Source organism: Pseudomonas cucumis (assembly GCF_030687935.1).
GTDB lineage: Bacteria > Pseudomonadota > Gammaproteobacteria > Pseudomonadales > Pseudomonadaceae > Aquipseudomonas > Aquipseudomonas cucumis.
In genome coordinates, this window is record NZ_CP117454.1 from 626,430 (window position 1) to 652,373 (window position 25,944).

The following is a 25,944-nucleotide window of genomic DNA, read 5'->3' on the forward strand; positions in this document are numbered from 1 at the left end:
CGCTTCAAGCTGCACGCACAAGCCGTTTCAGTTTAGCTCTCAAAGGAGATTAAGATGAGCAGAATTCTTGCCATTCACGCCAGCCCCCGTGGCGACCGTTCACATTCGCGGCGTTTGGCCGAGGTGTTTCTTAGCGCCTGGCAGGTCCGCAACCCGCAGTCGCAATTGACCCGTCGAGAAGTCGGTCGGGCATTGATTCCGGCCGTTAACGAAGCGTTTGTGGCGGCCGCTTTCCATCCAGAACCTGAAGCGCGACCGCTGTCGATGCAGGCCGACCTGGCACTCAGCGATGAATTGGTGGGGGAGTTGCTCGGTCATGATCTGTTGGTGATTTCCACGCCAATGTACAACTTCAGCGTGCCCAGCGGCCTGAAGGCCTGGATCGACCAGATTGTGCGGCTCGGGCTGACGTTCAATCACACCCTGGACAACGGCATCGCTCAGTATGAACCGCTGGTGCAGGGCAAGAAGGCATTGATCGTCACCAGTCGCGGCGGGTTCGGTTTCGGCCCCGGCGGTGAACTTGAGGCGATGAACCATGCCGATCCATTGCTGCGTACGGCACTGGGGTTTATCGGCATCACCGACGTCACCGTGGTCGCCGCCGAGGGCGAAGAGTCCGCCGAGCGCACCTTCCAGGTGTCCGTGGCTGAGGCCGAGCAGCGTTTGCTGGCACTGGCCAGGGAGTTCTAGGTGGCCTGGCTGTTCTTGCTGATCGCCGCCGGGTTCGAGGTCACCTTCGCCATGGGCATGAAGTATGCCGAAGGCTTCACCCGGCTCTGGCCTTCGGTGATGACGGTGGTGGCCGCAGTGGGCGGGATTTACTTCTTGACCCTGGCCATGCGCGAATTACCGGTGAGTATTGCGTACCCGATCTGGACCGCCATCGGTTCACTGGGCACAGTGTTTCTCGGTTTTGCGCTGCTCGGCGAAAGCCTGACTGCGCTCAAGCTGGTGTCGGTCGGGCTGATTGTGGCGGGTGTGGTGGGGTTGAAGTAAGCGATGTCATAGACTGGTCGTTGAGTTGTCATCTTGGGTGGCGATGCTTGGCTGATACCTTGCATCCTGCCTTGCTTCATCTCACCGATCACAAGGATGTTCATCCATGTCGCAAGGCTCCGCCACGCGTTACCCGTTGGTGCTGGTCCCGGGGATGCTCGGGTTTATCCGTCTGCTGCTTTATCCCTATTGGTTCGGAATCATTTCGGCATTGCGCCGGGATGGGGCGACCGTGATTGCGGTGCAGGTCTCGCCGCTTAATTCCACCGAGGTGCGCGGCGAGCAATTGCTGGCGCGGATTGAGGAAATTTTGCGCGAAACGGGGGCCGAGAAAGTCAATCTGATCGGCCACAGCCAGGGCTCGCTAACCGCCCGTTACGCCGCGGCTAAACGCCCGGACCAGGTGGCTTCGGTGACCTCGGTGGCCGGGCCGAATCACGGCTCGGAGCTGGCAGACCATCTGCACACCCATTATCCGGCTGACAGCGCCAAGGGCCGGCTGCTGAGCTTTTTACTGTGGCTGATCAGCGCGTTGATGTGCCTGCTGGAAACCGGCTATCGCGGGCCGAGACTGCCGGTGGATATCCCGGCTTCGCACCAATCCCTGACCACGGCGGGCGTGGCGCTGTTCAATCAGCGTTACCCCCAGGGGCTGCCTGACACTTGGGGCGGGCATGGTCCGGAAGTGGTCAATGGCGTGCGTTATTACTCCTGGTCCGGGACGTTACAGCCGGGCAAGACCGATCGCGGGTGCAACCTGTTCGACGGGACCAATCGCAGTTGCCGGTTGTTTGCCAGGACTTTCGTGCGTGAGGCGGGGCATTGCGACGGGATGGTCGGGCGTTACAGCTCGCATTTGGGGACGGTGATCGGTGATGAATACCCGATGGATCACTTTGATATCGTCAACCAATCGCTGGGGTTGGTGGGCAAGGGCGCAGAGCCGGTGCGGTTGTTTGTCGAGCATGCAGCGAGGTTGAAGGCCGTCGGTGTGTGAACGGCAGTGAGACCGCGTTATCGTTCTTCGCGGGCAAGCCTCGCTCCCACAGGTTTTGTGTCGGACGTCGGCAATGAGCACGACACCAAACCTGTGGGAGCGTGGCTTGCCCGCGAAAGCGTCATATCAGGCAGCGCTGATCTTACGGCCCAGCACGGTGGTCCAGCGCTCCGACAAAATCACCCCACCCAACGTCAATACCCCACCCACCAGGTGATACAGCGCCAACTGCTCATGCAGCACCACCGCCGCAATCAGCGCCGTAATCAACGGCAGCAAATTGAAAAACAGCGTGGTCCGGCTTGGCCCCAGGCGCACCACGGCCTGCATCCACGCCAGCGGCGCAAGCATCGAGGCCAGCAGGCAGGCGTAGAGCACCAGCGGAATGTTCTGCAGGGTCGGGCCGATTTTCGGTGAGGCGAGGAACAGCGGAAACAGCACCACCACCGCGACCAACACCTGCAAATACAGCAACACCAGCGGCGGCAAACGCAGCTGCCATTTTTTCAGCAGGGTGCTGTAAATCGCATACGCCAGCGTGGCGATCAGCATCATCGCGTCACCCAGGTTAACCCCGTGCTCCAGCAACGCACCAAGGCTGCCGGACGACACCACCACCAAGACACCCGCAAACGACAACACCGCGCCAGCCAGTGCGCCAGCGGTCAGGCGTTGGCCGAGGCTGACAATCGCCATGGCCAGCGACATCAAGGGCATCAGCGACAAAATGATCCCCATGTTGGTGGCCGAAGTCAGCGTCGCAGCGAAGTAAGCCAGGCTTTGATAAACCGCCATGCCAAGCACCCCGAGGATGAAAATCCTGCCCAGATTCGGGCGGATCAACGGCCAGTGGGCGATCACCGGTTTAAGCATGAAAGGTGTGAACAGCAGTGCGGCCAGCAGCCAGCGGTAGAAACCGATTTCGGCGGGAAAGATCGCACCCACCGCGAGTTTGTTGATCACGGTGTTGCCGGCCCAAATGAAGATGGCCAGCAGGGGATAAGCGTATTGCATCGGGGAAAACCAGAACGTTAATGAAGGGTGATTATCCGCTTGTCTGGATCAACGCCTATACTTCGATCCAGACAACCTGCCTCTGATTCCGGACAGCATGAATAGCAAACACATTGATCTGCTGGATTTCAGCGAGCTGCCGGCCCCGGTCTATTTCCGTTATGCCGACTTCAACACCCATGAATACGCCTCGGCCCACCATCATCCTTGGGGCACCCTCGAGTATTCGGCCAATGGGGTCCTGCACATGGAAATCGGCAGCCGCCGCTTCATGTCGCCGCCGCAATACGCGGTGTGGGTGCCGCCCGGGACCGAGCACAGTTTCTATAGCAATCAGCCGATCAACTATCGCGCGGTCTGCCTCGCGCCGACGCTGTGTCGTGATCTGCCGCAGCAGGCCTGCACCCTGGCGATCAGCGACATTCTCAAGGCGATCCTGAAAGACTTCGCCGCCCGCGATGTGAAAATTCCCGAGCACGATGCAGACAAGCGTCTGGCTCAAGTGCTGGTGGACCAACTGCAACAGGCGCCGATGCATGAGTGTTACTTGCCCTACGCCAGCAGTCCCGGGCTGCTCGCAATCCTGGAAGCCTTGCAGGCCGAACCTGGGGATAACCGGCCATTGGCGCACTGGGCCGCGCACATTCACGTCAGTGAGCGCACGTTGGCCCGGCAGTTTGTCCGCGAGTTGGGCATGAGTTTCGGTGAGTGGCGGCAACGGTTGCGGTTTCTGGCGGCGATCGAGGCCCTGGACAGCCAGCGCAGCATTCAGGAAATCGCCTTCGACATGGGCTACAGCACTGGCTCGGCCTTTATCGCGATGTTTCAGCGTCAGGCCGGGTGCACGCCTGAGCAATATCGACGCAGCCACCTCGATAGCAGGTGAACGTGTAACAGGCTTTGTCTACACTCCGAAACAAGGCCGCATCCATCGGTGCGGTAACAAGGAGAAGACTCCATGAAGATGTTGCGTGCCCCGTTGTTGATGATCGGTTTGCTGCTCTGCTCCCAGGGTTTCGCCGCCACTGCCCAACAGAACAAAATGACCACCTGCAATGCCGACGCTACCGCCAAAAGCCTCAAGGGCGACGAGCGCAAAGCCTTCATGAGCACCTGCCTCAAAGCCGCGCCGGCCGCCGATGCCGCCAAGCCCATGACCCCTCAACAAGAAAAGATGAAAACCTGTAATGCCGACGCCACGACCCAGGCGCTCAAGGGCGATGCGCGCAAAGCCTTCATGAGCGAATGCCTGAAGAAAAAATAAGCATTGTGGGAGCGAGCCTGCTCGCGATGCAGGCGACTCAGTATCACGAACGACCGCGGTGACGCTATCGCGAGCAGGCTCGCTCCCACAGGTTCGTGTTCGCTCGCTTCGGCGCCGGAACGCTGGCAGACTGCCAATCCTTTTACGTCGTTCGTTTTGAGGCTGTATGTCAGCGTTTTCTCAACGTCAGGTTTTGTTGCTTATCAGCTGGGTCATCATTTTTGGTGGTTTGCTGCTGGTGCTCCCTCTGCGATTGTTGCCCAGCTTGCTGGCCGGGTTGTTGGTGTTCGAACTGGTCAACATGCTCACGCCGCAATTGCAGCGGCTGATCGAAGGCCGTCGTGCGCGCTGGCTGGCGGTGGCGTTGCTGGGGACATTAGTGGTCAGCGTGCTGGCGCTGATCTTTGCCGGTGCGATCAGTTTTCTGCTGCACGAGGCGGAAAACCCCGGCGCTTCTCTCGATAAATTCATGGTCGTGGTCGACCGCGCGCGCGGGCAGTTGCCGCCGTTCATCGACGCTTACTTGCCGGCCAGTGCCGCCGAGTTTCGCGTGGCCATCGGCCAGTGGATGAGCAAGCACCTCAGTGACTTGCAACTGGTGGGCAAGGACGCAGCGCACATGTTCGTGACGCTGCTGATCGGCATGGTGCTGGGGGCGATCATCGCCTTGCAGCGAGTGCCGGATGTGACCAAGCGCAAGCCTTTGGCCGCGGCACTGTTCGACCGTTTGCACCTGTTGGTCCAGGCGTTTCGCAACATCGTTTTCGCCCAGATCAAGATTTCCCTGCTCAACACCTTCTTCACCGGAATCTTCCTCGCGGTGGTCCTGCCGATGTTCGGGATCAAGCTGCCGCTGACCAAAACCCTGATCGTGCTGACCTTCCTGCTCGGCTTATTGCCGGTGATCGGCAACCTGATGTCGAACACCTTGATCACCATCGTCGGCTTGTCGCTGTCGATCTGGGTGGCGGTGGCGGCGCTGGGTTACCTGATTGTTATCCACAAGCTCGAATACTTCCTCAACGCGCGCATCGTCGGCGGGCAGATCAGTGCCAAATCGTGGGAGTTGCTGCTGGCAATGCTGGTGTTCGAAGCCGCGTTCGGCCTGCCGGGGGTGGTGGCGGGGCCGATTTATTACGCGTATCTGAAGAGTGAGTTGAAGCAGGTGGGGATGGTTTGATCAGGCCGATATGCATTGCCTGATCTGACGCTATCGCGGGCAAGCCCGCTCCCACAAGGATAGCGCATGACCTGTGGGAGCGGGCTTGCCCGCGATGGGGGCGCCTCGGTTTTGGATCAGGCGAGGGTGCCGTAGCGTTTCATCGCCTCGATCGCCAACCCGCTGCCGATACTGCCAAAGATGTTGCCTTCCACGTGCTGCGCATTCGGCAGCATCGCCGAGACGCTATTGCGCAGTGCCGGAATCCCGCTCGAACCGCCGGTGAAGAACACGGTGTCCACCTGATCGACCCGCACGTTGGCGTCGTTCAGCAACTGGGTCACGCTGTTGCGCACCCGCTCCAGCAGGTTGTCGATGGCCGATTCGAACAGTGCCCGGCTCAGTTCCACGCTCAAACCCGGTTCGATCCGATCCAGCGGCACATGGCGGCTGTCGGCGTGGGTCAGCTGGATCTTGGTTTCTTCCACTTCCATGGCCAGCCAATGCCCGGCGCGCTGGTCGATCAGCTTGAACAGGCGATCGATGCCGCCGGTGTCCTCGATGTCGTAACGCATGCTGCCCAGGGCCAGGGTCGACTTCTGCGAGTACACCGAGTTGATGGTGTGCCAGGTCGCCAGGTTCATGTGGTGGCTGGTCGGCATATAGGCGCCGCTCTTCATCCGGCTGCCGTAGCCAAACAGCGGCATCAAGCCTTGCAGGCTCAGCTGCTTGTCGAAATCGGTCCCGCCGATGTGCACGCCACCGGTGGCGAGAATATCGTCGTGACGGTTATCGTGATTGCGGCGCTCAGGGGACAGGCGCACCAGGGAGAAGTCGGACGTACCGCCGCCGATGTCCACAATCAGTACCAGCTCTTCTTTTTCAATGGTCGACTCGTAGTCGAACGCCGCCGCAATCGGCTCGTACTGGAACGAGACGTCCTTGAAGCCGATGGCGCGGGCTACATCCACCAGGGTGTTTTCCGCTTCTTGGTCGGCCATTTCATCGTCATCGACGAAAAACACCGGACGGCCCAGCACCACTTCTTCGAACTCCCGACCGGCGGCGGTTTCGGCACGCTTTTTCAACTGGCCGATGAACAGCCCGAGCAGGTCCTTGAACGGCATCGCCGTGCCGAGGACGCTGGTGTCGTGCTTGATCAGTTTGGAGCCCAGCAGGCTCTTGAGCGAGCGCATCAGCCGGCCTTCGTAGCCTTCCAGATACTCGTGCAGCGCCAGCCGGCCGTACACCGGGCGGCGTTCTTCCATATTGAAGAAGACCACCGAGGGCAGGGTGATCTTGTCGTCCTCCAGCGCGATCAGCGTTTCCATGCCGGGGCGCAGCCAGCCGACGGTGGAGTTGGACGTGCCGAAGTCGATACCACAGGCACGGGCTGGAGATGCGTTTTTCATGTCTTTCAAGTTCCGGTTAAAAAACGGCCGCGCAGTGTATGTCAGTGCGGCGAAGATTCGAAGGCCGACTATCCGTTAAATCGCAGTGATCAGCGCTTGAAAGATGGCCAATTACCCCCAAACTTGCCTGCATAGGCTTGGCAGCCCTCAGGGCGTCTGCAAGAACCACGCCTGCTGCCGATAAACTTCTGATGCGCTGCCCGGTCACAAAGTTGAGATTGGTCAATCCAAATGCTGCAAACAAGAGCATGCTGTGCCTGGCTGCGCGATTTCGATAATGGATGGTGATTCCCTCGATGGACTTCAAAGACTATTACAAGATTCTCGGTGTGGAGCCGACCGCGGACGATAAGGCGATCAAGGCCGCCTATCGAAAGCTGGCACGCAAATACCACCCCGATGTCAGCAAGGAAAAGGACGCCGAGGCCAAGTTCAAGGACGCGTCGGAAGCCTATGAAGCGCTGAAAAGCGCCGACAAGCGCGCCGAATATGACGACTTGCGTAAATACGGCCACCACGGTCAGCCCTTTCAGGGCCCACCGGGTTGGCAGAGCCGCGGTGGTTTCGGTGGTGGTGGCCAGGACACGGGCGATTTCTCTGACTTTTTCAGTTCGATCTTCGGCAACCGTGGTCCGGGTTTCGGTGGTGGTGGACGGTCGAGCCATAGCGCCGGGCGTCGAGGGCAAGACGTGGAAATGGAATTACCGGTTTTTCTGGAAGAAACCCTCTCGACCGAATCGAAGAAAGTCAGCTTCCAGGTGCCGCATTACAACGCTGCCGGCCAGCATGTCAGCAACACCAGCAAAAGCCTGAACGTGAAGATTCCTGCCGGCGTGACCGACGGCGAGCGCATCCGCCTCAAGGGCCAGGGTGCTCCGGGCATCGGTGGCGGGGCCAATGGCGACCTGTACCTGACCATCCGTTTTGCGCCGCACCCCAAATTCGACGTCGAAGGCGAGAACCTGATCATCACCTTGCCGCTGGCACCGTGGGAACTGGCGCTGGGGACCGAAGTCGCGGTACCGACCCTGACCGGCAAGATCAACCTCAAGATTCCGGCCGGCAGCCAGAACGGCCAGCGCATGCGCGCCAAGGGCCACGGCCTGATGCACAAGGCGGGTCACCGAGGCTACCTGTTCGTGCAGCTCAAGGCGGTGATGCCGAAAAAACTCGACCATGACGTCAAAGAATTGTGGGAGGAGCTGGCGAAAAAAGCCGCTTTCGATCCGCGAGAGAACTTTTGATTTTGAGATAAGGAGTAGCCAATCATGAGCGACCCCGTGATCGTTCTATTGGACCTGGCAGAATTCTGCGAGGCGACCGAACTGTCGGACGTGCACGTGATCGAGATCGTCGAACACGGCATCCTCGAACCTCAGGGAGCACAGCCCAAGGATTGGCGTTTCACCGACTATGAACTGACATTGGCCAAGCGCGCCGCCAAGCTGCGGCGCGACCTGGAGCTGGAATGGGAAGGCGTCGCCCTGGCGCTGGATCTGCTCGAAGAGGTCCAGCAACTGCGGGCCGAGAACCGCATGCTCAAGCAGCGGTTGGGGCGGTTGGTGGTCGAGTAGCTGTAAACACTACCTGTGGCGAGGGGGGGTCACACCTTCCTGGGCAACACCACGGTAAACAACGTGCCGTCGGTCTCATTGGAGCTGACTTCAATCGTCCCTTGATGGGCCTTGACCACTTCCTTGACGATGAACAGTCCCAGGCCAAGGCTGGTGGTCGGCCCGCCGAGTTCTTCGTCGGCACTGCGTACCAGTGGGTCGAAGATCGCGCCGATCGCCTCGGCTGGAATCGGCGCACCGTCGTTGTGTACCGTAAGCCGAACACTGTCAGCTTCGCCCTTGAGGGCCAGTTTGACCGCGCTGTTGTTCGAGCCGTGTTGCAAGGCATTGCCGATCAGGTTCTGCAGCATCTGATCGAGCCTTCGGCCATCCCACACACCTTGGGTGTCGCCTTCGACGCTCAATGTCGGATCGCATAGCGGATGAGCGGCACAGGCCTGCTCAATCGCTTCACGCACCGCATCGGCCAGATCCATGGGCGTCGGTTCGATCGGCAGGCTCTTGCCCAGGCGACTGCGGACCAGCTCCAGCAAATCGCCGACCATCACCGCCATGTGGCGAGTGCCACGCTTGATGTGAAGTGCACAGGTCAATGCGTCACCCTCAAGGTTCGTTTTGCGCATCAGTATTTCGGTGGACATGCTCACCGCTTGCAGCGGTGCTCGCAGGTCATGGCCGAGGATCGCGAGAAAGATATCCCGCGAGCGATTGACCTGTTCGGCGTAGGCCGCCGTGGATTCGGCCAGCGCTTCGTCGATGGCTTCGTTGAAACGGATCATTTCCTGCAACTGGGCCAGATCCGGTGTCGTCAGGCTGTCGACCCACAAACGAATCACACAGGCACGCAAATGGCGGAATTCGGCGGTCATCTGCACCAGATCGAAGCCGGTATTGTGGCGCAATTCGCCATGGCTGGCGCTGGCCTGATCCAGCGCCGGATTTTTGTCCGGACCATCGCCCTTGGCCTTGGCGGCCTGCTCACGGCTGGTCTGGGGCAGTGTCATGTCGCGGGCGGCGGCCAGCAGAATCGCCCTGGCATGGTCGCGCAGCAGCGTTCTATCCATGGCAACCGGCTCCGGAGCAATGGTTCGGGCGAAAGACTCCCACTCGTCGACCACGCGGCCGACGTTTGCCACGATAAATTCAGAAAGTCCCATTACCCGTTTTTCCTGCGCGATAAATGCAAAACAGCGTTAAGCATAGTAGCTCCTTTGGGATGGAACACCACTTCGATGGTGCACGCAGATTCTGGATTGTGGGGTGCGGTAGATAGTTATTTTCAGCTTCTGGATTTCGACTGCGTGGCGCCTTTTTTGCGTGGTAAATCAACAACTTTTTGCGCTTTTGTTCACTGGGTCAGCGCGTAACCATAGGACTCCATCCATTGGTTTGAAGGTGTTCAAGACATGCCTGAATTGCAAGGAAGCAATCCAAACGTGCCATCAAGTCCGGCCCAAAAGGACGAAAAAGGGGTGCACTACCCGCGAATAAAACCGTTGATCCCCAAGGCAATCACCGAGGCGCCACAGACCAGACTTCTATCTGTGGCGCAGATGCAGCCGGTATTTCCTGATTGGTATCTGAAAGCCCGACCGGTGGATCGTGACCATCTCAAGCAGCTCGTCGACGAGCGCTGGCGCCTGCAAGGGCCGCTGGACGAATTGCTCGGCGATTTGCAACACGATATCAAGGCCTTTGCCGAGCCATTGCTCAAAACCCTGCTGCTCTCGAACTTCAACGAGCATGGCGATCCGAATGACCTGCAATTACGCTTGTATGTGCCGAAAAAAATCGCCGGTGTCATCGATAACCAGGCCAGCATCATCCGTTCCTCCACGCTGCTCGAAGCGGCGCTGCACAACTTCGAAGAGGATGAAACCCGCGAGGGTGCGTTTCGCAGCGGCTCCGCGGTGTTGCGCAAGGACTTTCGTGGCGGCCTGCATGAGATCAAGGTCATCACCCCGCAAAAAATTGCGGCGTTGTGCCGCCGCCTCGACATTGGCGGGCAATACCAGACCCACATCAAGTCATTGCTCGCTCCCGCAAATGCCAACGCCGCTCGCCTGCTCAAGGAGCGTTCGATCGCCAGTGACAAAGCGGCCCTCAGACTGGCGTCGATGATGGCGTATCTCAAGGGCGATATCGGCCTGCACGGTTACACAACGATCGGCGCACTGATCGACGGCAAGCCTGACATCCAATGGAATGACCGTCCGCTGCAAAGTCATCGTTTGTCGATAATGGGATGCCGGATGACCGGCGTTGTGTTGTTCAGCGCGGTGGCCGAACCAGCGGCTGTCAAAAAGGCCGTTGATGGCCTGGCGCCCGAAGCACTCAAGCCTTGGCTTGAGTTCTCACAACGGGTAACTGCATCGCTACCCAATCGCTTCGATACCTTTGGCATGCTCAAGGCCTTTTTCGCCAACGGCCCGAAAGGCGTGGTGGAAGAGATGCTGCGCAAGGACGAAATCTACAGTCAGGATCGGCTGAGTGGGCATTTGATCGCCTGGGTACCGGATGACCCGGATCATCCCCTGAAGGAATATGCCTCGCTCACCGACTTCATGAAAACGCTGATCGGCCAACTGCGTGAAAGTGACTATCAGCGTTTTTTCAGTCGTTTTGTCGCACAGAAAGACAAGGCAATTTTTTTCAGCCGGGTCAATGAACGGCTCAAGACCATCACCTGGCAACAGCGCGAACCGCTCGACATGGGGCCATGGTGGCGAGAAACGCCGGTCGAAAACCCTAATGCGAACCCTGTTACTCATCTGATCAGCGACGAACTGTGGGACCGTCTGTTTCGTGAGCGTCGTGACAAAGCCATTGCCGATGCCCGATTGATCGCAGTGCCGACCGATGACGAAGACGCCAACGCACGCTGGAAACGCCTGAGCGGTTATCTGGACATCGCCTGGAACGTATTCAACGTTGGCGCAATGTTGGTGCCCGTGCTGGGGCCGGCCATGCTGGGCCTGATGGCCGCGCAATTGTTGGGGGAGCTGGTCGAGGGTATCGAAGACTGGAGCAAGGGGGACGTCGAAGAGGGCGCGGCGCACATCAACAGTTTCTTGATCAACAGTGCGCAATTGGCCCTGATGTTCATGGGCCATGTGCTGCCCGGCGGCCCTACACCGATCAGACCATCGCCCCTGATAGACAGCCTTAAACCGGTGGAACTGCCCAGCGGAAAAACGCGTCTGATCAAACCCGATCATGGGCCTTACGAGCACCGTCTGACGCTGCCCGAAACCGCAACGCCCGATGATCTCGGCGTCATTGAGCATGACGGGCGCAAAATGCTGTTGCTCGAGGATAAGCAATTCGTGCTCAAGGAGGATCCGCTCACCGGACAGCCTCGACTGCAACATTCCAGGCGCCCGAATGCCTATCAACTGAACGTCGAACACAACGGTGCCGGCGCCTGGCACACGGAGTTCGAAGAACCGATGGCATGGGACAAGGGCAAGCTGTTGCGGCGTCTCGGTCCGTCAGTGGATGGGATCAGTGACGAAGTACTGGATCAGGTCCGACATGTCAGCGGTGTCGACGAAGGCGTGCTGCGTCGTATGCATGTCGAAAATGATCCACCGGCCCCCTTGCTCATGGACACGCTGAAGCGCTTCAAGGCCTACGCGGACGCCGACAAGCTGAGTGCGCAGATCCTGAACGGCCAGGTGCCGCAGGAACTGTCGGAGAAAGTGACCGGGTTTGTTGCCGAGTTACCCGGCTGGCCTGAATCCAGGGCCCTGGCGCTGGAAGCCGATGCCGCTTCGGGCCAGCCGTCACTGAGTTTCGGTGCGGCCATGGCTACGCCTGAAAATACCCTCAACCTGTCCCGGGCTGATGTTTGCGAAGGTCGCCTGCCGACACGGGTGGTTGACGCCCTTAACGAGGCGCAGTTGCAGGACTGGTTCGGCAGCGAAGTTCCGAAACAACGCTCGGCACGTATCGTCGAGCTGAAAAAACGCCTCGCCCACAAGGCGCAAGACAGCAAAAAAATGCTGTTCGATACGCTATACAAGGCCCGGGAAGTCACTAGCGATGCGCGGATTAACCTCCTGCAGCGGGATTTTCCGGACCTGTCGAACGCCGCGGCGCAAGCCCTGCTGGACGATGCCACTGAAGCCGAGTTGTTGAAATTGACCCGAGACCGACGGATCCCGTTGCGCTTGCGCGAAATGGCGCGATCGTCTGTGTTCGGCTTGCGTTTGAGTCGAGCCTATGAAGGCCTTTATCTAGACGAGTTGAGCAATGCTGATACCGACCGGCTGGCGCTCCATACCCTGGGAAACTGGCCGAAATGGCCAAAGGATATGCGCATTGACGTCCGCCGGTTCTCTTTCACAGGTACGCTGCGCGACAGCGTTGGTCCGCTCGATGCCTCTGTGCGCAAGGTGTTGGCTTTGCGCGAGGACGGGCGCTTTGACACTTATGACAATGAGGGTGGCCATCTGCATGGAGCGGACGATCTGTACGGAGCATTGCTGCATGCCTTGCCCGATGCCGACCGCGAAACGCTGGGGTATGAGATCAATCAGGGGGCACAGCTGCGTCAGGCCGTTAAACAAATGCCGATGTCACACGACGCGTTCTCGAAAACTCTGCTGGATCACCCGATACGTAAACCCGCTTACGATCCGCAGATCATGCGTTTGCGTGGCGGAATGCGCTCCTACAGGGCGCGCTCGCAAGATCCGGATATTTTGCGGATTCGTACAAGAACACTCTATCCAGGCCTGGACGACAGCCAGATACAGGCGCTGCTGAACGATTTTGGTGAGCGGGCCGACCAGCGACTGACTGCGCTGGAAACCGAGTTCGACCGCTTCAATGACTCCATGCGCCAATGGGTCAACCAGCCTACCCAGGCTTGGCGTCTTACACCCGAAGGCGTCTCGGAATGGTGCGCCAGGAACGACATCTACGCAAAGCTCCGCCGCTGCTGGCAGCGCACCGGCCCGGCGGGCGCTGAGGCGCCAGGCATCGTGGCACCGCAGGTACTGAATCTGGATGGTTTTCCTCTGGACAGGCATTTGGCGTCGATGCCTGAACTGGCGGCCAATTTTGATCACGTCACCGAATTAAGCCTGAACAATGCAGGCCTGCGTAATCAGCGGGTTGGATTCCTGCGACCATTCCGGCAATTGCGGCAGTTGAGCATGACGCACAACGGTTTGACCTCGTTTCCTCAAGAGATCGGCAGCATGCGCTGGCTGACTCATCTGGTGCTCAGCGATAACAACATCTCCCTGGACAGCGAGGGGATCGCCCACCTCAGAGGACTGACTCGCTTGCGCCTGTTGCGTCTGAATAACAACCCGTTGCGCTTGCCGCCTGATGTCAGTCGTATGCCCGGTTTGCAGGCGATTACCCTTGACAATTGCCAGCTTAATACCTGGCCCACGGGTTATCTTGGCCAGAATCGCCCGCGCAACATTTATCTGAACCTTGAGTTCAACAGGCTCACGCAAATTCCTGACGTGGCGCCTGGCTCCTTCCGTGCGGAGTTGCTGGCGCGCACATTCTTTACTCGGGAGGAGGGCTGGATTTCGCCCGAGAACCTTGATCAGGTGCGCACGTACATCGAATCGCTCGGTCTGGACCCTGATCGCGCCTATCCCTCACGTGGCGTACTCGACAGCTCCGAATGGGGAGAAGGGATGAGCAACGCCCAGTGGAATGCGAAGCAGGAAATCTGGGACTACGTGGAAGACGAGCATGGCTCGTTGCGGTTTTTCAATGAAATCCGGCGATTGACCGAGTCCTATGATTTCAGGGCCGGCGACAAAAGTTATCGTACCGAACTCACCGCCAAAGTGTGGCGCATGCTCGAGGCCATGGCCGAGAACACTGAACTGCGTGAAAAGCTTTTTGCCGAGGCGACCAGCACCACTAATTGTGTTGATGGCGGTACTCAGTTGTTCAACGCCATGGGCGTCGAAGTATTAGTGCACGAGGCCCATGGATTAGCCAATCCGGGGCTGGTGGAAGCCGAGTTGCTGCAACTGGCGAGGGGCAAGGCGCGTCTGGACGAACTGGGCAGGATTGCCCGCGAGCGTGTCGCTGAACGCTTGCGGGCGGGAGAAACCTTTTATCGCCCCGGCACTGAAGGTGGAACCATCGATGAAGTCGAGGTGCATCTGGCTTACATGACGGATCTGGCGGAACGTCTGGATCTGCCATGGCAGGCGCGAGGCATGCAGTTTCGGACTATTTCCAAGGTGAGCAAAGAGATGATCGAGGCGGCCTATCAACGCGTGCTGGCCCTGGAAGAAGGGGACTTGCTGACCGAGCGGATCCTTGAGCAACCGATCTGGCAAACCTTCATGGAAAAAACCTATCGTCAGGAATTCGATGCCCTCAAGCTGAGGCTGGAAAACGCTGAGGATGAAGAGGTGTTCCAGGCCATCAAGGATCTTGAAAAAACCTTGACCCAACAGGCTCTGAACCGAGCCAGACTGGACAAGGTGAACACTAAAATCGGAAGTTAACCCGCAAGCCCCGAACGTCTGGCGTTCGGGGCTTCTTACATTGTTCAGAACAAGAAATAGCGCTGGGTCATCGGCAAGGTTTCCGCTGGCTCACACCACAGCAACACGCCGTCCGCCTTCACTTGATAGGTTTGTGGATCGACGTCAATCACTGGCAGGTAATCGTTGTGGATCAGGTCGGTTTTCTGCACGTCGCGGCAGCCTTTGACCACGGCGATTTTCTTTTTCAGGCCCAACGCTTCGGGCAAGCCGGCCTCCTGCGCCGCCTGGCTGATAAACGTCAGGCTGGTGGCGTGCAACGAACCGCCGTAACTGGCAAACATCGGGCGATAGTGCACCGGTTGCGGGGTCGGGATCGAAGCGTTGGCGTCGCCCATCAGGCTGGCCGCAATGGCACCGCCTTTTAGAATCAACGTCGGTTTGACTCCGAAAAACGCCGGGCGCCAGAGCACCAGATCGGCCCATTTACCCACTTCCACCGAGCCCACTTCATGGCTGATGCCGTGGGTGATCGCCGGGTTGATGGTGTACTTGGCGATGTAGCGTTTGGCGCGGAAGTTGTCGTTGCCTTCGCCATCACCGGGCAGCGGGCCGCGCTGCTTTTTCATTTTGTCGGCGGTCTGCCAGGTGCGCGTGATGACTTCACCGACGCGGCCCATGGCCTGGCTGTCGGAGCTGATCATCGAGAACGCGCCGAGGTCGTGAAGGATGTCTTCGGCGGCGATGGTTTCGCGGCGGATGCGGCTTTCGGCGAAGGCCACGTCTTCGGCAATGCTCGGGTCCAGGTGGTGGCAGACCATCAGCATGTCGAGGTGTTCATCGATGGTATTGCGGGTGAACGGCCGGGTCGGGTTGGTGGAGCTCGGCAGCACGTTGGCGAAACCGCAGGCCTTGATGATGTCCGGGGCATGGCCGCCGCCCGCGCCTTCGGTGTGGTAGGTGTGGATGGTGCGGCCCTTGAAGGCGGCGAGGGTGGTTTCGACGAAGCCCGACTCGTTGAGGGTGTCGGTATGGATCGCCACCTGCACGTCGTATTGATCGGCGACGTTCAGGCAGTTGTCGATGCTCGCCGGGGTAGTGCCCCAGTCTTCGTGCAACTTGAGGCCGATGGCGCCGGCCTTGACCTGTTCGATCAACGGCTCCGGCAAGCTGGCGTTGCCCTTGCCGGTGAAGCCGATGTTCATCGGGAAGGCATCGGCGGCCTGGAGCATGCGCGCCAGGTGCCATGGCCCGGAGGTACACGTAGTGGCGTTGGTACCGGTGGCCGGCCCGGTGCCGCCGCCGATCATGGTGGTGACGCCGCTCATCAGCGCTTCTTCGATCTGCTGCGGGCAGATAAAGTGGATATGGGTGTCGATGCCGCCGGCGGTGAGGATCATGCCCTCACCGGCGATCACTTCAGTGCTGGCGCCGACCGCGATGGTGACGTTGGGCTGGATGTCCGGGTTGCCGGCCTTGCCGATGGCTGCGATGCGTCCGTCCTTGAGGCCAACGTCGGCTTTGACGATGCCCCAGTGGTCGATGATCAGGGCGTTGGTGATCAACGTGTCGACCACTTCCGCGGCCAGCAATTGACTTTGGCCCTGACCGTCGCGAATGACTTTGCCACCGCCGAATTTCACTTCTTCGCCATAGGTGGTGAAGTCCTTTTCCACTTCGATCCACAGTTCGGTGTCGGCCAGACGGACCTTGTCACCGACGGTGGGGCCGAACATGTCGGCGTAGGCCTGACGGGAAATCTTCATTGCAGTTCCTTCATTGATCGTTCCCACGCGCTGCGTGGGAATGCCGCCATGGACGCTCTGCGTCCGTCGTTATGTGACGCGGAGCGTCACGGGATGCATTCCCACGCAGAGCGTGGGAACGATCAGTCAGTCGAGGTCGCCCATGATCCGCCCGGCAAACCCGAACACCCGGCGATGCCCGGCCAGGTCCACCAGCTCGACCTCGCGGCTCTGCCCCGGTTCGAAGCGCACGGCGGTGCCGGCGGGGATGTTCAGGCGCATGCCGCGGCTGGCGGCGCGGTCGAAGGTCAGGGCGTCGTTGGTTTCGAAGAAGTGATAATGCGAGCCGACCTGGATCGGCCGGTCACCGCTGTTGGCTACCTTCAAACTGAGGGTGCGGCGGCCAACGTTGAGTTCGATGTCGCCGGGCTGGATCTGGTATTCACCGGGAATCATCAATGGGCTCCTTGGAGAATCTTGTAGTAAAGGGCAGTCGGTTTGTACTGGCCGTTCGGGTCGCAGGCGTAGTCGGGAATTTCGCCGGCGCGGGTGTAGCCCATCGCTTTGTAGAAGTCTTCGGCGGGGGAGCCGGCCTCGGTGTCGAGGTAGAGCATGCCGCGTTTGTGCTGGCGGGCGGCGAGTTCAACTGCATGCATCATTTGTTGGCCCAGACCGCGACGACGGGCATGTTCACGCACCAGCAATTTCTGCACTTCGGCGCGGTTCAACCCATTGGCTTTCTGACACAACGTCAGCTGCACGCTGGCCTGTACCTGTTCGTCCTTGACCACCACCCAGAGCAGCACGTTGCCTTTGTTCAGGTTCTCCTGGACTTCATCGAAATAGGCTCGGGCCTGGGTCGCATCCAGATCCGCCATGAACCCGACACTGGCGCCATAGCCGACGGCATCGAGCAGCAAATCAATCAAGCCCTGACGATAGTGCGCAAAGCTTTCAACATTGACGCGGCGCAGTTGGGCGGCGTTCATGGGGTATCACTCCTTGTGGGAACCGGGCGGCATAACGCCCGGGTCGAGGATCAGTTGCATGAAGGTCAGGTCCAGCCAGCGGCCGAACTTGGTACCCACCTGCGGCATTTGGCCGGTGACGACGAAACCGGCCCGGTCGTGCAGCCGGATCGAGGCGCCATTACCGCTTTCGATGGCGGCGACCATCACGTGCTTGTTACAGCCTTTGGCGCGTTCGATCAGCGCTTCCATCAGTTGCGGCCCGAGGCCATTGCCACGTTGGTCGTTGCGCACGTACACCGAGTGCTCGACCGTGTGGCGGAACCCGCCGAACGGGCGCCAGTCACCGAATGAAGCGTAGCCGAGTACGCTGTTGTCACCGTCGACAATCACCAGCACCGGATAACCCAGGGCCTGCCGGGCGCTGAACCAGGCCTGGCGGTTGTCCAGGTCCACGGTCTTATCGTTCCAGATCGCCGTGGTGTTGAGTACGGCGTCGTTGTAGATGTCGCGGATCGCCGGCAGATCGGCGAGCAGGGCATCGCGGATGTGGTAAATCATGGCGCGGCCTCAGGCGATCGGTTGGTGAACGGTGACCAGTTTGGTGCCGTCGGGAAACGTCGCCTCTACCTGGATCTCCGGGATCATTTCCGGGATGCCTTCCATCACTTGTTCGCGGCTGAGCAGAGTGGTGCCGTAGTGCATCAGTTCGGCCACGGTCTGGCCGTCACGCGCACCTTCGAGCAGCGCCGCGGAAATATAGGCCATGGCCTCCGGGTAATTGAGCTTCACGCCGCGAGCCAAACGCCGCTCGGCTACGAGGCCGGCGGTGAAGATCAGCAGCTTGTCTTTTTCGCGTGGGGTCAGGTCCATCGTAAAAATCCATCTGGGCAGATTAAAAAGAGTTGGATCTGCTTGCACAGATCCCCTGTGGGAGCGGGCTTGCCCGCGATGGGGCCATCACATCCAATAGAGATGTTGGCTGTAAGACCGCCATCGCGGGCAAGCCCGCTCCCACAGAAAAGCATTTCAGGTGTTCCATATTCTTGGGGGGATAGCTTCTCGGCCCAGCAACGCAGGCCTGAGCAATCGCCACAAATCAATCAGCCAACCACGTGCCAACAGCGCTTCACTGGCCAGACACCGGGCGACCAAAAGCCCCGGCAACTGCGTCAAATCTCCGCGCACGTCATTGGCCAGCGAGCGGCACTTCTCCAGCAGTTCGCTATCGATTTCACCCGTCACCAGCAACGTCGCAAACACCGGTTGGCCATCCAGCCCGATCGGCGAATCCAGCAAACCATCACCCCCGACAATGCGCTGACGTTCGTGCCAGAGCAACTGGCCGTCACGGCGGATATCCAGATGCGCCTGAAAATGCCCGAGGTCAAAGCGCTCGCCACTGGCCGGGCGACCCAGCGCCACCACGTCCCAGTAGAACAGCCGGGCATCGCCCTCAAGGTCGATGCTGGTGCTGAGTTCCGCCTGAGCGTCGCTGAAGATGATCGTCTCTTGCGGCAGCCACTCCAACGTAGCACCAGCGGCCACGCGCAGGTCGAGTTTCTGATAAGCCGGCCCCGCCGCGCGATACCACTTGGCGGCGCCGGGGCTGGTGATTTGTGCCCAGGCGCCCGTACCGACGCTGGCCGAGATGTCCAGCCGATCACCACCAGCAATCCCGCCGGGCGGGTGGACGATGATGTGCTGACACACCTCGGGGCCTTCTGCATACAAATGCTTCTGCACCCGCAGCGGACCTTTGTGGCGGCGCTGTACCGGGCGTGTGCTCTCGCCAAAACGGGCGTAGCCGAGTTCCAGCTCGGCATGCCAGCAGGGGGTGAACAGCGTGATAGGGGCAGGTAAATTCATGATTTCTGATTATCGTCAGGAGGCTGCAGGTTAGATCGTAACCAGTCCACGGACACCCTCGGCTTCCATATTTTCGCCGCGGCCCTGTTGCACGATCTCGCCCCGGGACATTACCAGGTACTGATCGGCCAGTTCGGCGGCGAAATCGTAGAACTGCTCCACCAGCAAAATCGCCATGTCGCCGCGCGCTGCAAGCTGCTTGATCACCGCGCCGATTTCCTTGATCACCGACGGCTGAATACCTTCGGTGGGTTCGTCGAGAATCAGCAGCCGTGGACGACTGGCCAGTGCTCTGCCAATTGCCAGTTGCTGTTGCTGGCCGCCGGACAAGTCACCGCCACGCCGTTGCTTCATTTGCAGCAGCACCGGGAACAGTTCGTAAATGAACCCCGGGACTTCCTTCGCTTCAGAGCCGGGAAACCGTGACAGGCCCATCAGCAGGTTTTCTTCCACGGTCAGTCGGCCAAAGATTTCCCGGCCCTGGGGCACGTAAGCGATGCCGGCATGCACCCGTTGGTGCGGCTTGAACGTGGTGATCGGTTGGCCTTCCCAATTCACCGCACCTTCTTTGGCCGGCAGCAAACCCATCAGGCATTTGAGCAGGGTGGTCTTGCCCACGCCATTGCGTCCGAGCAGGCAGGTGACCTCGCCGACCTTCACCTCAAACGTCAGGCCCCGCAGGATGTGACTACCGCCGTAGTACTGGTGCAGCTTGTCGACTTGCAGCATGTTCAAATTTCCCCCTGTGATCGTTCCCACGCTCTGCGTGGAAATGCATCTCGTGACGCTCCGCGTCACCTATGCACAGGACTTGAGCCCTGCGTTGTCAGCGGGACGCGGAGCGTCCCAGGCGGCGTTCCCACGCAGAGCGTGGGAACGATCAATTGCTCATCAGCGACCGAGGTAGACCTCGATCACCCGCTCATTGTCCTGCACCTGTTCCAGCGACCCTTCTGCCAGCACACTGCCCTGGTGCAACACGGTGACGTGGTCGGCAATCGAGCCGACGAAGCCCATGTCGTGTTCCACCACCATCAGTGAATGCTTGCCCGCCAGGCGCTTGAACAGCTCGGCGGTGAATTCGGTTTCGGCGTCGGTCATCCCCGCCACCGGCTCATCGAGCAGCAGCAGTTGCGGGTCTTGCATCAGCAGCATGCCGATTTCCAGAAACTGTTTCTGACCGTGGGACAACAAACCCGCCGGGCGATTGACCGAGGCGGTCAGGCGAATGGTTTCCAGCACCTCGCTGATGCGATCTTTCTGCTCGCCACTGAGACGAGCCCGCAGGCTGGCCCATACCGACTTGTCGGTCTTCTGCGCCAGTTCCAGGTTCTCGAACACGCTCAGGGCTTCGAACACCGTCGGTTTCTGGAACTTGCGGCCGATGCCGGCCTGGGCGATTTGCACTTCGCTCATCTGCGTCAGGTCCAGGGTTTCACCGAACCAGGCCTTGCCGTGACTGGGACGGGTCTTGCCGGTGATCACGTCCATCAGCGTGGTCTTGCCCGCGCCGTTGGGGCCGATGATGCAGCGCAATTCGCCGACGCCGATGTACAGGTTCAGATCGTTCAGCGCCTTGAAACCATCGAAGCTGACGCTGATGTCTTCCAGGGTCAGGATGGTGCCGTGGCGCGTATTCAAGCCGGGGCCTACGCGTTGCCCGAGGCCAATGGCGTCGCGGCTGCTGCCGGCGTCCTTGTTGGGCTCCACGGGGAAAAAGGCCGGTTCGAGCATGAATTCAGCCGTTGCAGTGATCCTCATTGTTCGCCCCTTTTCTTCAGCAGACCGATCACACCTTTAGGCAGATACAACGTCACGACGATAAACAGCGCACCAAGGAAGAACAGCCAGTATTCCGGGAACGCCACGGTGAACCAGCTCTTCATGCCGTTGACCACACCCGCGCCGAGCAGCGGGCCGATCAGCGTGCCGCGACCACCCAGCGCCACCCAAACGGCGGCTTCAATGGAGTTGGTCGGCGACATTTCACTCGGGTTGATAATCCCGACTTGCGGCACATACAACGCGCCCGCCAAGCCACACAACACCGCGCTCAACACCCAGACAAACAGTTTGAAACCGCGCGGGTCGTAGCCGCAGAACATCAAGCGGTTTTCCGCATCCCGCAACGCAGTCAGCACCCGGCCGAACTTGCTCTGCGCCAGACGCCAGCCAATGAACAGGCTCGCCACCAGCAACAGCACCGTGGCGAAAAACAGCACCGCACGAGTCCCCGGTTCAGTGATGCCAAACCCGAGAATGGTGCGGAAGTTGGTGAAGCCGTTGTTGCCACCAAACCCGGTTTCGTTGCGGAAAAACAGCAGCATCCCGGCGAAGGTCAGGGCCTGGGTCATGATCGAGAAATACACGCCCTTGATCCGCGAGCGGAAGGCGAAAAAACCGAACACCAGCGCCAGTAATCCCGGCGCCAATACCACCAGGCACAGGGCCCAGAGGAAGCTGCTGGTGCCGGTCCAGTACCAGGGCAATTCGGTCCACGACAGGAAGGTCATGAACGCTGGCAGGCCATCGCCCGAGGCCTGGCGCATCAGGTACATGCCCATCGCGTAACCGCCGAGGGCGAAGAACAGACCGTGGCCCAAGGACAGCAGGCCGGCGTAACCCCAGACCAGGTCCAACGCTAGGGCGACGATGGCGTAGCACAGGATTTTGCCCACCAGTGTCAGTGTGTAGGCTGAGATATGAAACGCACTGTCCGGCGACAACAACGACAGCAATGGCAGCGCCAGCAGTAAAACAAGGATCACTGCGCCAACGGCAATCGTGACCTTGGGGCCGGCCTTTTGTGTGGCCGTGAGCATCAGGGGCTGATTCATCAGTCGATCACCCGTCCTTTCAGTGCGAAGAGGCCTTGCGGACGCTTCTGGATGAACAGAATGATCAGCGCGAGGATCAGGATCTTGCCCAGCACCGCACCGATCTGCGGTTCGAGAATCTTGTTGGCGATGCCCAGGCCGAAGGCGGCCAGCACGCTGCCGGCCAATTGACCAACACCGCCGAGCACCACCACCAGGAATGAGTCGATGATGTAGCTCTGGCCGAGGTCCGGGCCGACGTTGCCGATCTGGCTGAGCGCCACGCCACCGAGCCCGGCGATGCCCGAGCCTAGGCCGAAGGCGAGCATGTCGACGCGCCCGGTCGGTACGCCGCAGCACGCGGCCATGTTGCGGTTCTGGGTGACGGCGCGCACGTTAAGGCCCAGGCGCGTCTTGTTCAGCAGCAGCCAGGTCAGCACCACCACAAACAAGGCGAACGCGATGATCACGATGCGGTTGTACGGCAGCACCAGGTTCGGCAACACCTGAATCCCGCCCGACAACCAGGCCGGGTTGGCCACTTCGACGTTCTGCGCGCCGAACACCAGCCGCACCAACTGAATCAGCATCAGGCTGATGCCCCAGGTGGCGAGCAGGGTTTCCAATGGGCGACCGTAGAGGTGACGAATCACCGTGCGCTCCAGCGCCATACCGATCCCGGCGGTGACGAAAAACGCTACCGGCAGGGCAATCAGCGGGTAGAACTCAATGGCCTGCGGGGCGAAGCGCTGAAACATCAACTGCACCACGTACGTCGAGTAAGCGCCGAGCATCAGCATCTCGCCGTGGGCCATGTTGATCACGCCGAGCAGGCCGAAAGTGATCGCCAGCCCCAACGCCGCCAGCAGCAGAATCGAACCCAGGGACATGCCGCTGAAGGCCTGCCCAAGCATCTCGCCGATCAGCAGTTTGCGTTTGACCTGGGCGAGGCTGGTTTCGGCGGCAGTGCGCACATTGGCATCGGCTTCGACGCCGGGTTCGAGCAAACCTTCGAGGCGAGTGCGGGCCAGTGGGTCGCCGGTTTCACCGAGCAAACGCACGGCGGCGAGGCGCACGGCCGGGTCGCTGTCGACCAGTTGCAGGTTAGCCAGTGCCAGGCTCAGGGCGGCGTGAACGCTTTCGTCTTTTTCGCCAGCCAATTGCTGGTCGAGGAATTTCAGCTGCGCGGGTTTGGCGCTTTTCTGTAATTGCTGCGCGGCGGTCAGACGGGTTTTGGCGTCGGCGGCGAGTAATTGGTGGCTGGCCAGCGCAGTGTCGATCAGACCGCGCAGACGGTTGTTCAGGCGCAGGGTTTTCGGTTGGCCGTCGACGGTCAATTCACCTTGTTGCAGGGCGTTGATCAGTTCGATACGGGCCGGATCGGGCTGCGCGGCCCAGGCTTCCAGAAGTTTTGCTTGTTGCACGGGATTGGCTGCGACGAAGTCTTCGGCGTCGCCGGCGTGGGCGACCATCGGCAATAACAGCGCGATGGCGAGGATGAGACGGTAAAGGGCGGTGGGCATAGCAGGTGTCCTATGATGATCGTTCCCACGCTCCGCGTGGGAATGCAGCCCGGGACGCTCCGCGTCCCAAAGCGGACGCAGAGCGTCCGTTGAGGCATTCCCACGCAGAGCGTGGGAACGATCAGGCTAAGCGGGGTGAATCAGTTGCTCTTCACCGCATAATCCGGCTTCTTGTCGTTACCCTGAATGAACGGGCTCCACGGCTGGGCGCGGATCGGCCCTTCGGTCTGCCACACCACGTTGAACTGACCGTCGGCCTGAATCTCGCCGATCATCACTGGCTTGTGCAGGTGATGGTTGGTCTTGTCCATGGTCAAGGTGTAGCCGGACGGCGCGGCGAAGGTCTGGCCAGCCAGGGCTTCGCGGACTTTGTCGACGTCGGTGGACTTGGCTTTCTCGGCCGCTTGCGCCCACATGTGGATGCCGACGTAAGTGGCTTCCATCGGGTCGTTGGTCACCGCTTTGTCGGCGCCCGGCAGGTTGTGTTTCTTGGCGTAGGCTTTCCAGTCGGCGACGAATTTCTTGTTCTGCGGGTTCTCGACCGACTCAAAGTAGTTCCACGCCGCGAGGTTGCCCACCAGCGGTTTGGTGTCGATGCCGCGCAGTTCTTCTTCGCCCACGGAGAACGCCACGACCGGAACGTCGGTGGCTTTCAGGCCCTGGTTGGCCAGCTCTTTATAGAACGGCACGTTGGAGTCGCCGTTGACCGTGGAGATGACCGCTGTCTTGCCACCGGCGGAGAATTTTTTGATGTTGGCCACGATGGTTTGATAGTCGCTGTGGCCGAATGGGGTGTAGACCTCTTCGATGTCCTTGTCCGCCACACCTTTGGAGTGCAGGAACGAGCGCAGAATCTTGTTGGTGGTGCGCGGGTAAACGTAGTCGGTGCCGAGCAGGAAGTAACGCTTGGCGCCTCCGCCTTCTTCGCTCATCAAATATTCCACCGCTGGGATCGCTTGCTGGTTCGGTGCCGCGCCGGTATAGAACACGTTCGGCGACATCTCTTCGCCTTCGTATTGCACCGGGTAGAACAGCAGGCCGTTGAGCTCTTCGAACACCGGCAGCACCGATTTACGCGACACCGAGGTCCAGCAACCGAACACCACCGCCACCTTGTCCTGGGTCAGCAACTGCCGGCCCTTTTCGGCGAACAGCGGCCAGTTCGATGCCGGGTCCACGACCACAGGCTCCAGCATTTTGCCGTTCACACCGCCCTTGGCGTTGATTTCGTCGATGGTCATCAACGCCATGTCTTTGAGCGAGGTTTCGGAGATCGCCATGGTGCCGGACAACGAATGCAGAATACCGACCTTGATGGTCTCGGCGGCCTGGACCGTCCAGGCCATGCCCATCGCGGCAATGCTTGCCGATAGTGTGAAAGCCTTGATCAAACTGCGACGCTTCATTGTGCGATCTCCATGAACGTTAAAGTTTTTTATGGTTGGCAGATGCGGACGACTGAAGGGTCTTTAGCAAGGGCTGTGCCCGGTCGGGGAAGGGCAAGGAAATGTCGTATTAGAGCGGTTGCGGGGTTTGGGTGACGCACCATGAAGGGACGGGGCTGGCGCGTTGGTGCGAGAAGGTGCGCCACATTGGGGCGACGCAGCCATCGCGGGCAAGCCCGCGATGGTCGATAACGCGGTCTACGCCGGGTCGACGTTATCCAGCGCCCGGTTCACCGCCAGTTCCGCCAGCATGATGCTCTGTTGAATCGCCAACACCGTGTAGCGCTGTGGGCCGGTCAGGTCGTTGGCAAAGTCGCTGGCCAGGACACTTGCTGTGCCCAACGATTCACAGGCGTGGGCCAGGAGGCTTTCGGTATCCATGTCCGGGGCGACCATGAACATCGTGCTGGGGCGACGGGGTTTTTCGGTGTATTGCGCCGGGGGATCGAGGTAGTAGTCGAGGGCGCGTTTTATGGCTTCGCGGTCTTTGAGTAATTCTTCAGTGCGCGAGGCTTCGGCGTTGGGTGTGGTGGTATTGAAGGGTGGGTCGGGAATTAATTTGTCCATTGAAAAATTTCTCCAGCGTTGGAGCCTCCACTTGCCGCTTCTCACACGGGAAGAGGTGGCAGCTATGTGCGAGGTGAGAAGACCGGTTATGGACACCCGGCCGGACCGAAGTCCGCCCG

General features: G+C 59.9%; 24 protein-coding genes. 9 read left to right on the forward strand and 15 right to left on the reverse strand.

Annotated elements, in window-relative coordinates; all coding sequences use genetic code 11:
- The first annotated feature begins 54 nt into the window (after positions 1–54).
- From PSH97_RS02705 to PSH97_RS02715, 3 genes are all read left to right on the forward strand, one after another.
- A complete protein-coding gene (locus tag PSH97_RS02705) occupies positions 55–693 on the forward strand; it encodes an FMN-dependent NADH-azoreductase (protein WP_305447996.1) in 639 nt (212 codons plus the stop codon).
- Positions 694–999 (forward strand): DMT family transporter, encoded by a 306-nt coding sequence (locus PSH97_RS02710; protein ID WP_258619563.1) that lies wholly within the window; start codon positions 694–696, stop codon positions 997–999.
- Between the two features lie 106 nt (positions 1,000–1,105).
- Positions 1,106–1,996, forward strand: a complete 891-nt coding sequence (locus tag PSH97_RS02715) for an esterase/lipase family protein (protein ID WP_305447997.1) — start codon at positions 1,106–1,108, stop codon at positions 1,994–1,996.
- Positions 1,997–2,122: 126 nt separating this feature from the next.
- On the opposite strand, the gene PSH97_RS02720 is transcribed toward PSH97_RS02715, so the two are convergent.
- On the reverse strand, positions 2,123–3,010 hold the full coding sequence (locus PSH97_RS02720) for a DMT family transporter (protein ID WP_123358647.1): 888 nt from the start codon (positions 3,008–3,010) through the stop codon (positions 2,123–2,125).
- Positions 3,011–3,107: 97 nt separating this feature from the next.
- On the opposite strand from PSH97_RS02720, the gene PSH97_RS02725 reads away from it, so the two are divergent.
- The 3 genes from PSH97_RS02725 to PSH97_RS02735 all read left to right on the forward strand — a co-directional run bounded on the left by PSH97_RS02725 (position 3,108) and on the right by PSH97_RS02735 (position 5,454).
- Positions 3,108–3,896 (forward strand): AraC family transcriptional regulator, encoded by a 789-nt coding sequence (locus PSH97_RS02725; RefSeq protein ID WP_305447998.1) that lies wholly within the window; start codon positions 3,108–3,110, stop codon positions 3,894–3,896.
- A 72-nt stretch (positions 3,897–3,968) separates the two neighbouring features.
- Positions 3,969–4,274: a PsiF family protein gene (locus PSH97_RS02730; protein ID WP_305447999.1), complete on the forward strand. Its 306-nt coding sequence runs from the start codon at positions 3,969–3,971 to the stop codon at positions 4,272–4,274.
- A gap of 166 nt (positions 4,275–4,440) precedes the next feature.
- A complete protein-coding gene (locus PSH97_RS02735) occupies positions 4,441–5,454 on the forward strand; it encodes an AI-2E family transporter (protein ID WP_305448000.1) in 1,014 nt (337 codons plus the stop codon).
- A 116-nt stretch (positions 5,455–5,570) separates the two neighbouring features.
- Here the strand turns inward: PSH97_RS02735 and PSH97_RS02740 are convergent, their stop codons facing one another.
- Positions 5,571–6,845 carry an Hsp70 family protein gene (locus tag PSH97_RS02740; protein WP_305448001.1) on the reverse strand — a complete coding sequence of 425 codons (1,275 nt, stop codon included), beginning with the start codon at positions 6,843–6,845 and terminating at the stop codon, positions 5,571–5,573.
- Between the two features lie 296 nt (positions 6,846–7,141).
- Here PSH97_RS02740 and PSH97_RS02745 point away from each other — a divergent pair, with 296 nt between their 5' ends.
- Both PSH97_RS02745 and PSH97_RS02750 read left to right on the forward strand, forming a co-directional pair.
- Positions 7,142–8,089, forward strand: a complete 948-nt coding sequence (locus PSH97_RS02745) for a DnaJ C-terminal domain-containing protein (protein WP_305448002.1) — start codon at positions 7,142–7,144, stop codon at positions 8,087–8,089.
- A gap of 24 nt (positions 8,090–8,113) precedes the next feature.
- Entirely contained in the window at positions 8,114–8,419 is a 306-nt protein-coding gene (locus PSH97_RS02750) for a chaperone modulator CbpM (RefSeq protein WP_305448003.1), read from the forward strand.
- Positions 8,420–8,448: 29 nt separating this feature from the next.
- On the opposite strand, the gene PSH97_RS02755 is transcribed toward PSH97_RS02750, so the two are convergent.
- A complete protein-coding gene (locus tag PSH97_RS02755) occupies positions 8,449–9,576 on the reverse strand; it encodes a sensor histidine kinase (RefSeq protein ID WP_305448004.1) in 1,128 nt (375 codons plus the stop codon).
- 249 nt (positions 9,577–9,825) lie between these two features.
- Here PSH97_RS02755 and PSH97_RS02760 point away from each other — a divergent pair, with 249 nt between their 5' ends.
- Positions 9,826–14,913 (forward strand): NEL-type E3 ubiquitin ligase domain-containing protein, encoded by a 5,088-nt coding sequence (locus PSH97_RS02760; protein ID WP_305448005.1) that lies wholly within the window; start codon positions 9,826–9,828, stop codon positions 14,911–14,913.
- A gap of 44 nt (positions 14,914–14,957) precedes the next feature.
- Here PSH97_RS02760 and ureC read toward each other — a convergent pair whose 3' ends face one another.
- From ureC to PSH97_RS02820, 12 genes are all read right to left on the reverse strand, one after another.
- Positions 14,958–16,658 carry an urease subunit alpha gene (ureC, locus tag PSH97_RS02765; RefSeq protein WP_305448006.1) on the reverse strand — a complete coding sequence of 567 codons (1,701 nt, stop codon included), beginning with the start codon at positions 16,656–16,658 and terminating at the stop codon, positions 14,958–14,960.
- 126 nt (positions 16,659–16,784) lie between these two features.
- Positions 16,785–17,093, reverse strand: coding sequence for an urease subunit beta (locus tag PSH97_RS02770; RefSeq protein ID WP_008011171.1), 309 nt, complete (start codon positions 17,091–17,093; stop codon positions 16,785–16,787).
- Positions 17,093–17,626 carry a GNAT family N-acetyltransferase gene (locus tag PSH97_RS02775; RefSeq protein WP_223483934.1) on the reverse strand — a complete coding sequence of 178 codons (534 nt, stop codon included), beginning with the start codon at positions 17,624–17,626 and terminating at the stop codon, positions 17,093–17,095. The genes PSH97_RS02770 and PSH97_RS02775 overlap by 1 nt, the downstream gene beginning before the upstream one ends.
- Positions 17,627–17,632: 6 nt before the next feature.
- A complete protein-coding gene (locus PSH97_RS02780; protein ID WP_305448007.1) occupies positions 17,633–18,166 on the reverse strand; it encodes a GNAT family N-acetyltransferase in 534 nt (177 codons plus the stop codon).
- A 9-nt stretch (positions 18,167–18,175) separates the two neighbouring features.
- Complete coding sequence (ureA, locus tag PSH97_RS02785; protein ID WP_007937143.1) at positions 18,176–18,478, reverse strand: urease subunit gamma; 303 nt, start codon at positions 18,476–18,478, stop codon at positions 18,176–18,178.
- 156 nt (positions 18,479–18,634) lie between these two features.
- Positions 18,635–19,474, reverse strand: a complete 840-nt coding sequence (locus PSH97_RS02790; RefSeq protein ID WP_305448008.1) for an urease accessory protein UreD — start codon at positions 19,472–19,474, stop codon at positions 18,635–18,637.
- A 30-nt stretch (positions 19,475–19,504) separates the two neighbouring features.
- The gene (gene urtE, locus PSH97_RS02795) at positions 19,505–20,203 is read right to left on the reverse strand and encodes an urea ABC transporter ATP-binding subunit UrtE (protein ID WP_305448009.1); all 699 of its coding nucleotides are present in this window, start codon (positions 20,201–20,203) and stop codon (positions 19,505–19,507) included.
- A gap of 162 nt (positions 20,204–20,365) precedes the next feature.
- The gene (gene urtD / locus PSH97_RS02800) at positions 20,366–21,235 is read right to left on the reverse strand and encodes an urea ABC transporter ATP-binding protein UrtD (RefSeq protein WP_305448010.1); all 870 of its coding nucleotides are present in this window, start codon (positions 21,233–21,235) and stop codon (positions 20,366–20,368) included.
- On the reverse strand, positions 21,232–22,311 hold the full coding sequence (gene urtC, locus PSH97_RS02805) for an urea ABC transporter permease subunit UrtC (RefSeq protein ID WP_305448011.1): 1,080 nt from the start codon (positions 22,309–22,311) through the stop codon (positions 21,232–21,234). The genes urtD and urtC overlap by 4 nt, the downstream gene beginning before the upstream one ends.
- Positions 22,311–23,813, reverse strand: a complete 1,503-nt coding sequence (gene urtB / locus PSH97_RS02810) for an urea ABC transporter permease subunit UrtB (RefSeq protein ID WP_305448012.1) — start codon at positions 23,811–23,813, stop codon at positions 22,311–22,313. Before urtB ends, urtC begins: the two co-directional genes overlap by 1 nt.
- A gap of 140 nt (positions 23,814–23,953) precedes the next feature.
- A complete protein-coding gene (urtA, locus tag PSH97_RS02815; protein WP_305448013.1) occupies positions 23,954–25,219 on the reverse strand; it encodes an urea ABC transporter substrate-binding protein in 1,266 nt (421 codons plus the stop codon).
- 237 nt (positions 25,220–25,456) lie between these two features.
- Positions 25,457–25,825 carry a DUF6124 family protein gene (locus PSH97_RS02820; protein WP_305448014.1) on the reverse strand — a complete coding sequence of 123 codons (369 nt, stop codon included), beginning with the start codon at positions 25,823–25,825 and terminating at the stop codon, positions 25,457–25,459.
- Positions 25,826–25,944: the final 119 nt, after the last annotated feature.

Coding starts and splice junctions, on each gene's coding strand:
- PSH97_RS02705 (WP_305447996.1), top strand. CDS start 55: ATGAGCAGAATTCTTGCCATTCACGCCAGCCCCCGTGGCGACCGTTCA.
- PSH97_RS02715 (WP_305447997.1), top strand. CDS start 1,106: ATGTCGCAAGGCTCCGCCACGCGTTACCCGTTGGTGCTGGTCCCGGGG.
- PSH97_RS02720 (WP_123358647.1), bottom strand. CDS start 3,010: ATGCAATACGCTTATCCCCTGCTGGCCATCTTCATTTGGGCCGGCAAC.
- PSH97_RS02725 (WP_305447998.1), top strand. CDS start 3,108: ATGAATAGCAAACACATTGATCTGCTGGATTTCAGCGAGCTGCCGGCC.
- PSH97_RS02730 (WP_305447999.1), top strand. CDS start 3,969: ATGAAGATGTTGCGTGCCCCGTTGTTGATGATCGGTTTGCTGCTCTGC.
- PSH97_RS02735 (WP_305448000.1), top strand. CDS start 4,441: ATGTCAGCGTTTTCTCAACGTCAGGTTTTGTTGCTTATCAGCTGGGTC.
- PSH97_RS02740 (WP_305448001.1), bottom strand. CDS start 6,845: ATGAAAAACGCATCTCCAGCCCGTGCCTGTGGTATCGACTTCGGCACG.
- PSH97_RS02745 (WP_305448002.1), top strand. CDS start 7,142: ATGGACTTCAAAGACTATTACAAGATTCTCGGTGTGGAGCCGACCGCG.
- PSH97_RS02750 (WP_305448003.1), top strand. CDS start 8,114: ATGAGCGACCCCGTGATCGTTCTATTGGACCTGGCAGAATTCTGCGAG.
- PSH97_RS02755 (WP_305448004.1), bottom strand. CDS start 9,576: ATGGGACTTTCTGAATTTATCGTGGCAAACGTCGGCCGCGTGGTCGAC.
- PSH97_RS02760 (WP_305448005.1), top strand. CDS start 9,826: ATGCCTGAATTGCAAGGAAGCAATCCAAACGTGCCATCAAGTCCGGCC.
- ureC (WP_305448006.1), bottom strand. CDS start 16,658: ATGAAGATTTCCCGTCAGGCCTACGCCGACATGTTCGGCCCCACCGTC.
- PSH97_RS02770 (WP_008011171.1), bottom strand. CDS start 17,093: ATGATTCCCGGTGAATACCAGATCCAGCCCGGCGACATCGAACTCAAC.
- PSH97_RS02775 (WP_223483934.1), bottom strand. CDS start 17,626: ATGAACGCCGCCCAACTGCGCCGCGTCAATGTTGAAAGCTTTGCGCAC.
- PSH97_RS02780 (WP_305448007.1), bottom strand. CDS start 18,166: ATGATTTACCACATCCGCGATGCCCTGCTCGCCGATCTGCCGGCGATC.
- ureA (WP_007937143.1), bottom strand. CDS start 18,478: ATGGACCTGACCCCACGCGAAAAAGACAAGCTGCTGATCTTCACCGCC.
- PSH97_RS02790 (WP_305448008.1), bottom strand. CDS start 19,474: ATGAATTTACCTGCCCCTATCACGCTGTTCACCCCCTGCTGGCATGCC.
- urtE (WP_305448009.1), bottom strand. CDS start 20,203: ATGCTGCAAGTCGACAAGCTGCACCAGTACTACGGCGGTAGTCACATC.
- urtD (WP_305448010.1), bottom strand. CDS start 21,235: ATGAGGATCACTGCAACGGCTGAATTCATGCTCGAACCGGCCTTTTTC.
- urtC (WP_305448011.1), bottom strand. CDS start 22,311: ATGAATCAGCCCCTGATGCTCACGGCCACACAAAAGGCCGGCCCCAAG.
- urtB (WP_305448012.1), bottom strand. CDS start 23,813: ATGCCCACCGCCCTTTACCGTCTCATCCTCGCCATCGCGCTGTTATTG.
- urtA (WP_305448013.1), bottom strand. CDS start 25,219: ATGAAGCGTCGCAGTTTGATCAAGGCTTTCACACTATCGGCAAGCATT.
- PSH97_RS02820 (WP_305448014.1), bottom strand. CDS start 25,825: ATGGACAAATTAATTCCCGACCCACCCTTCAATACCACCACACCCAAC.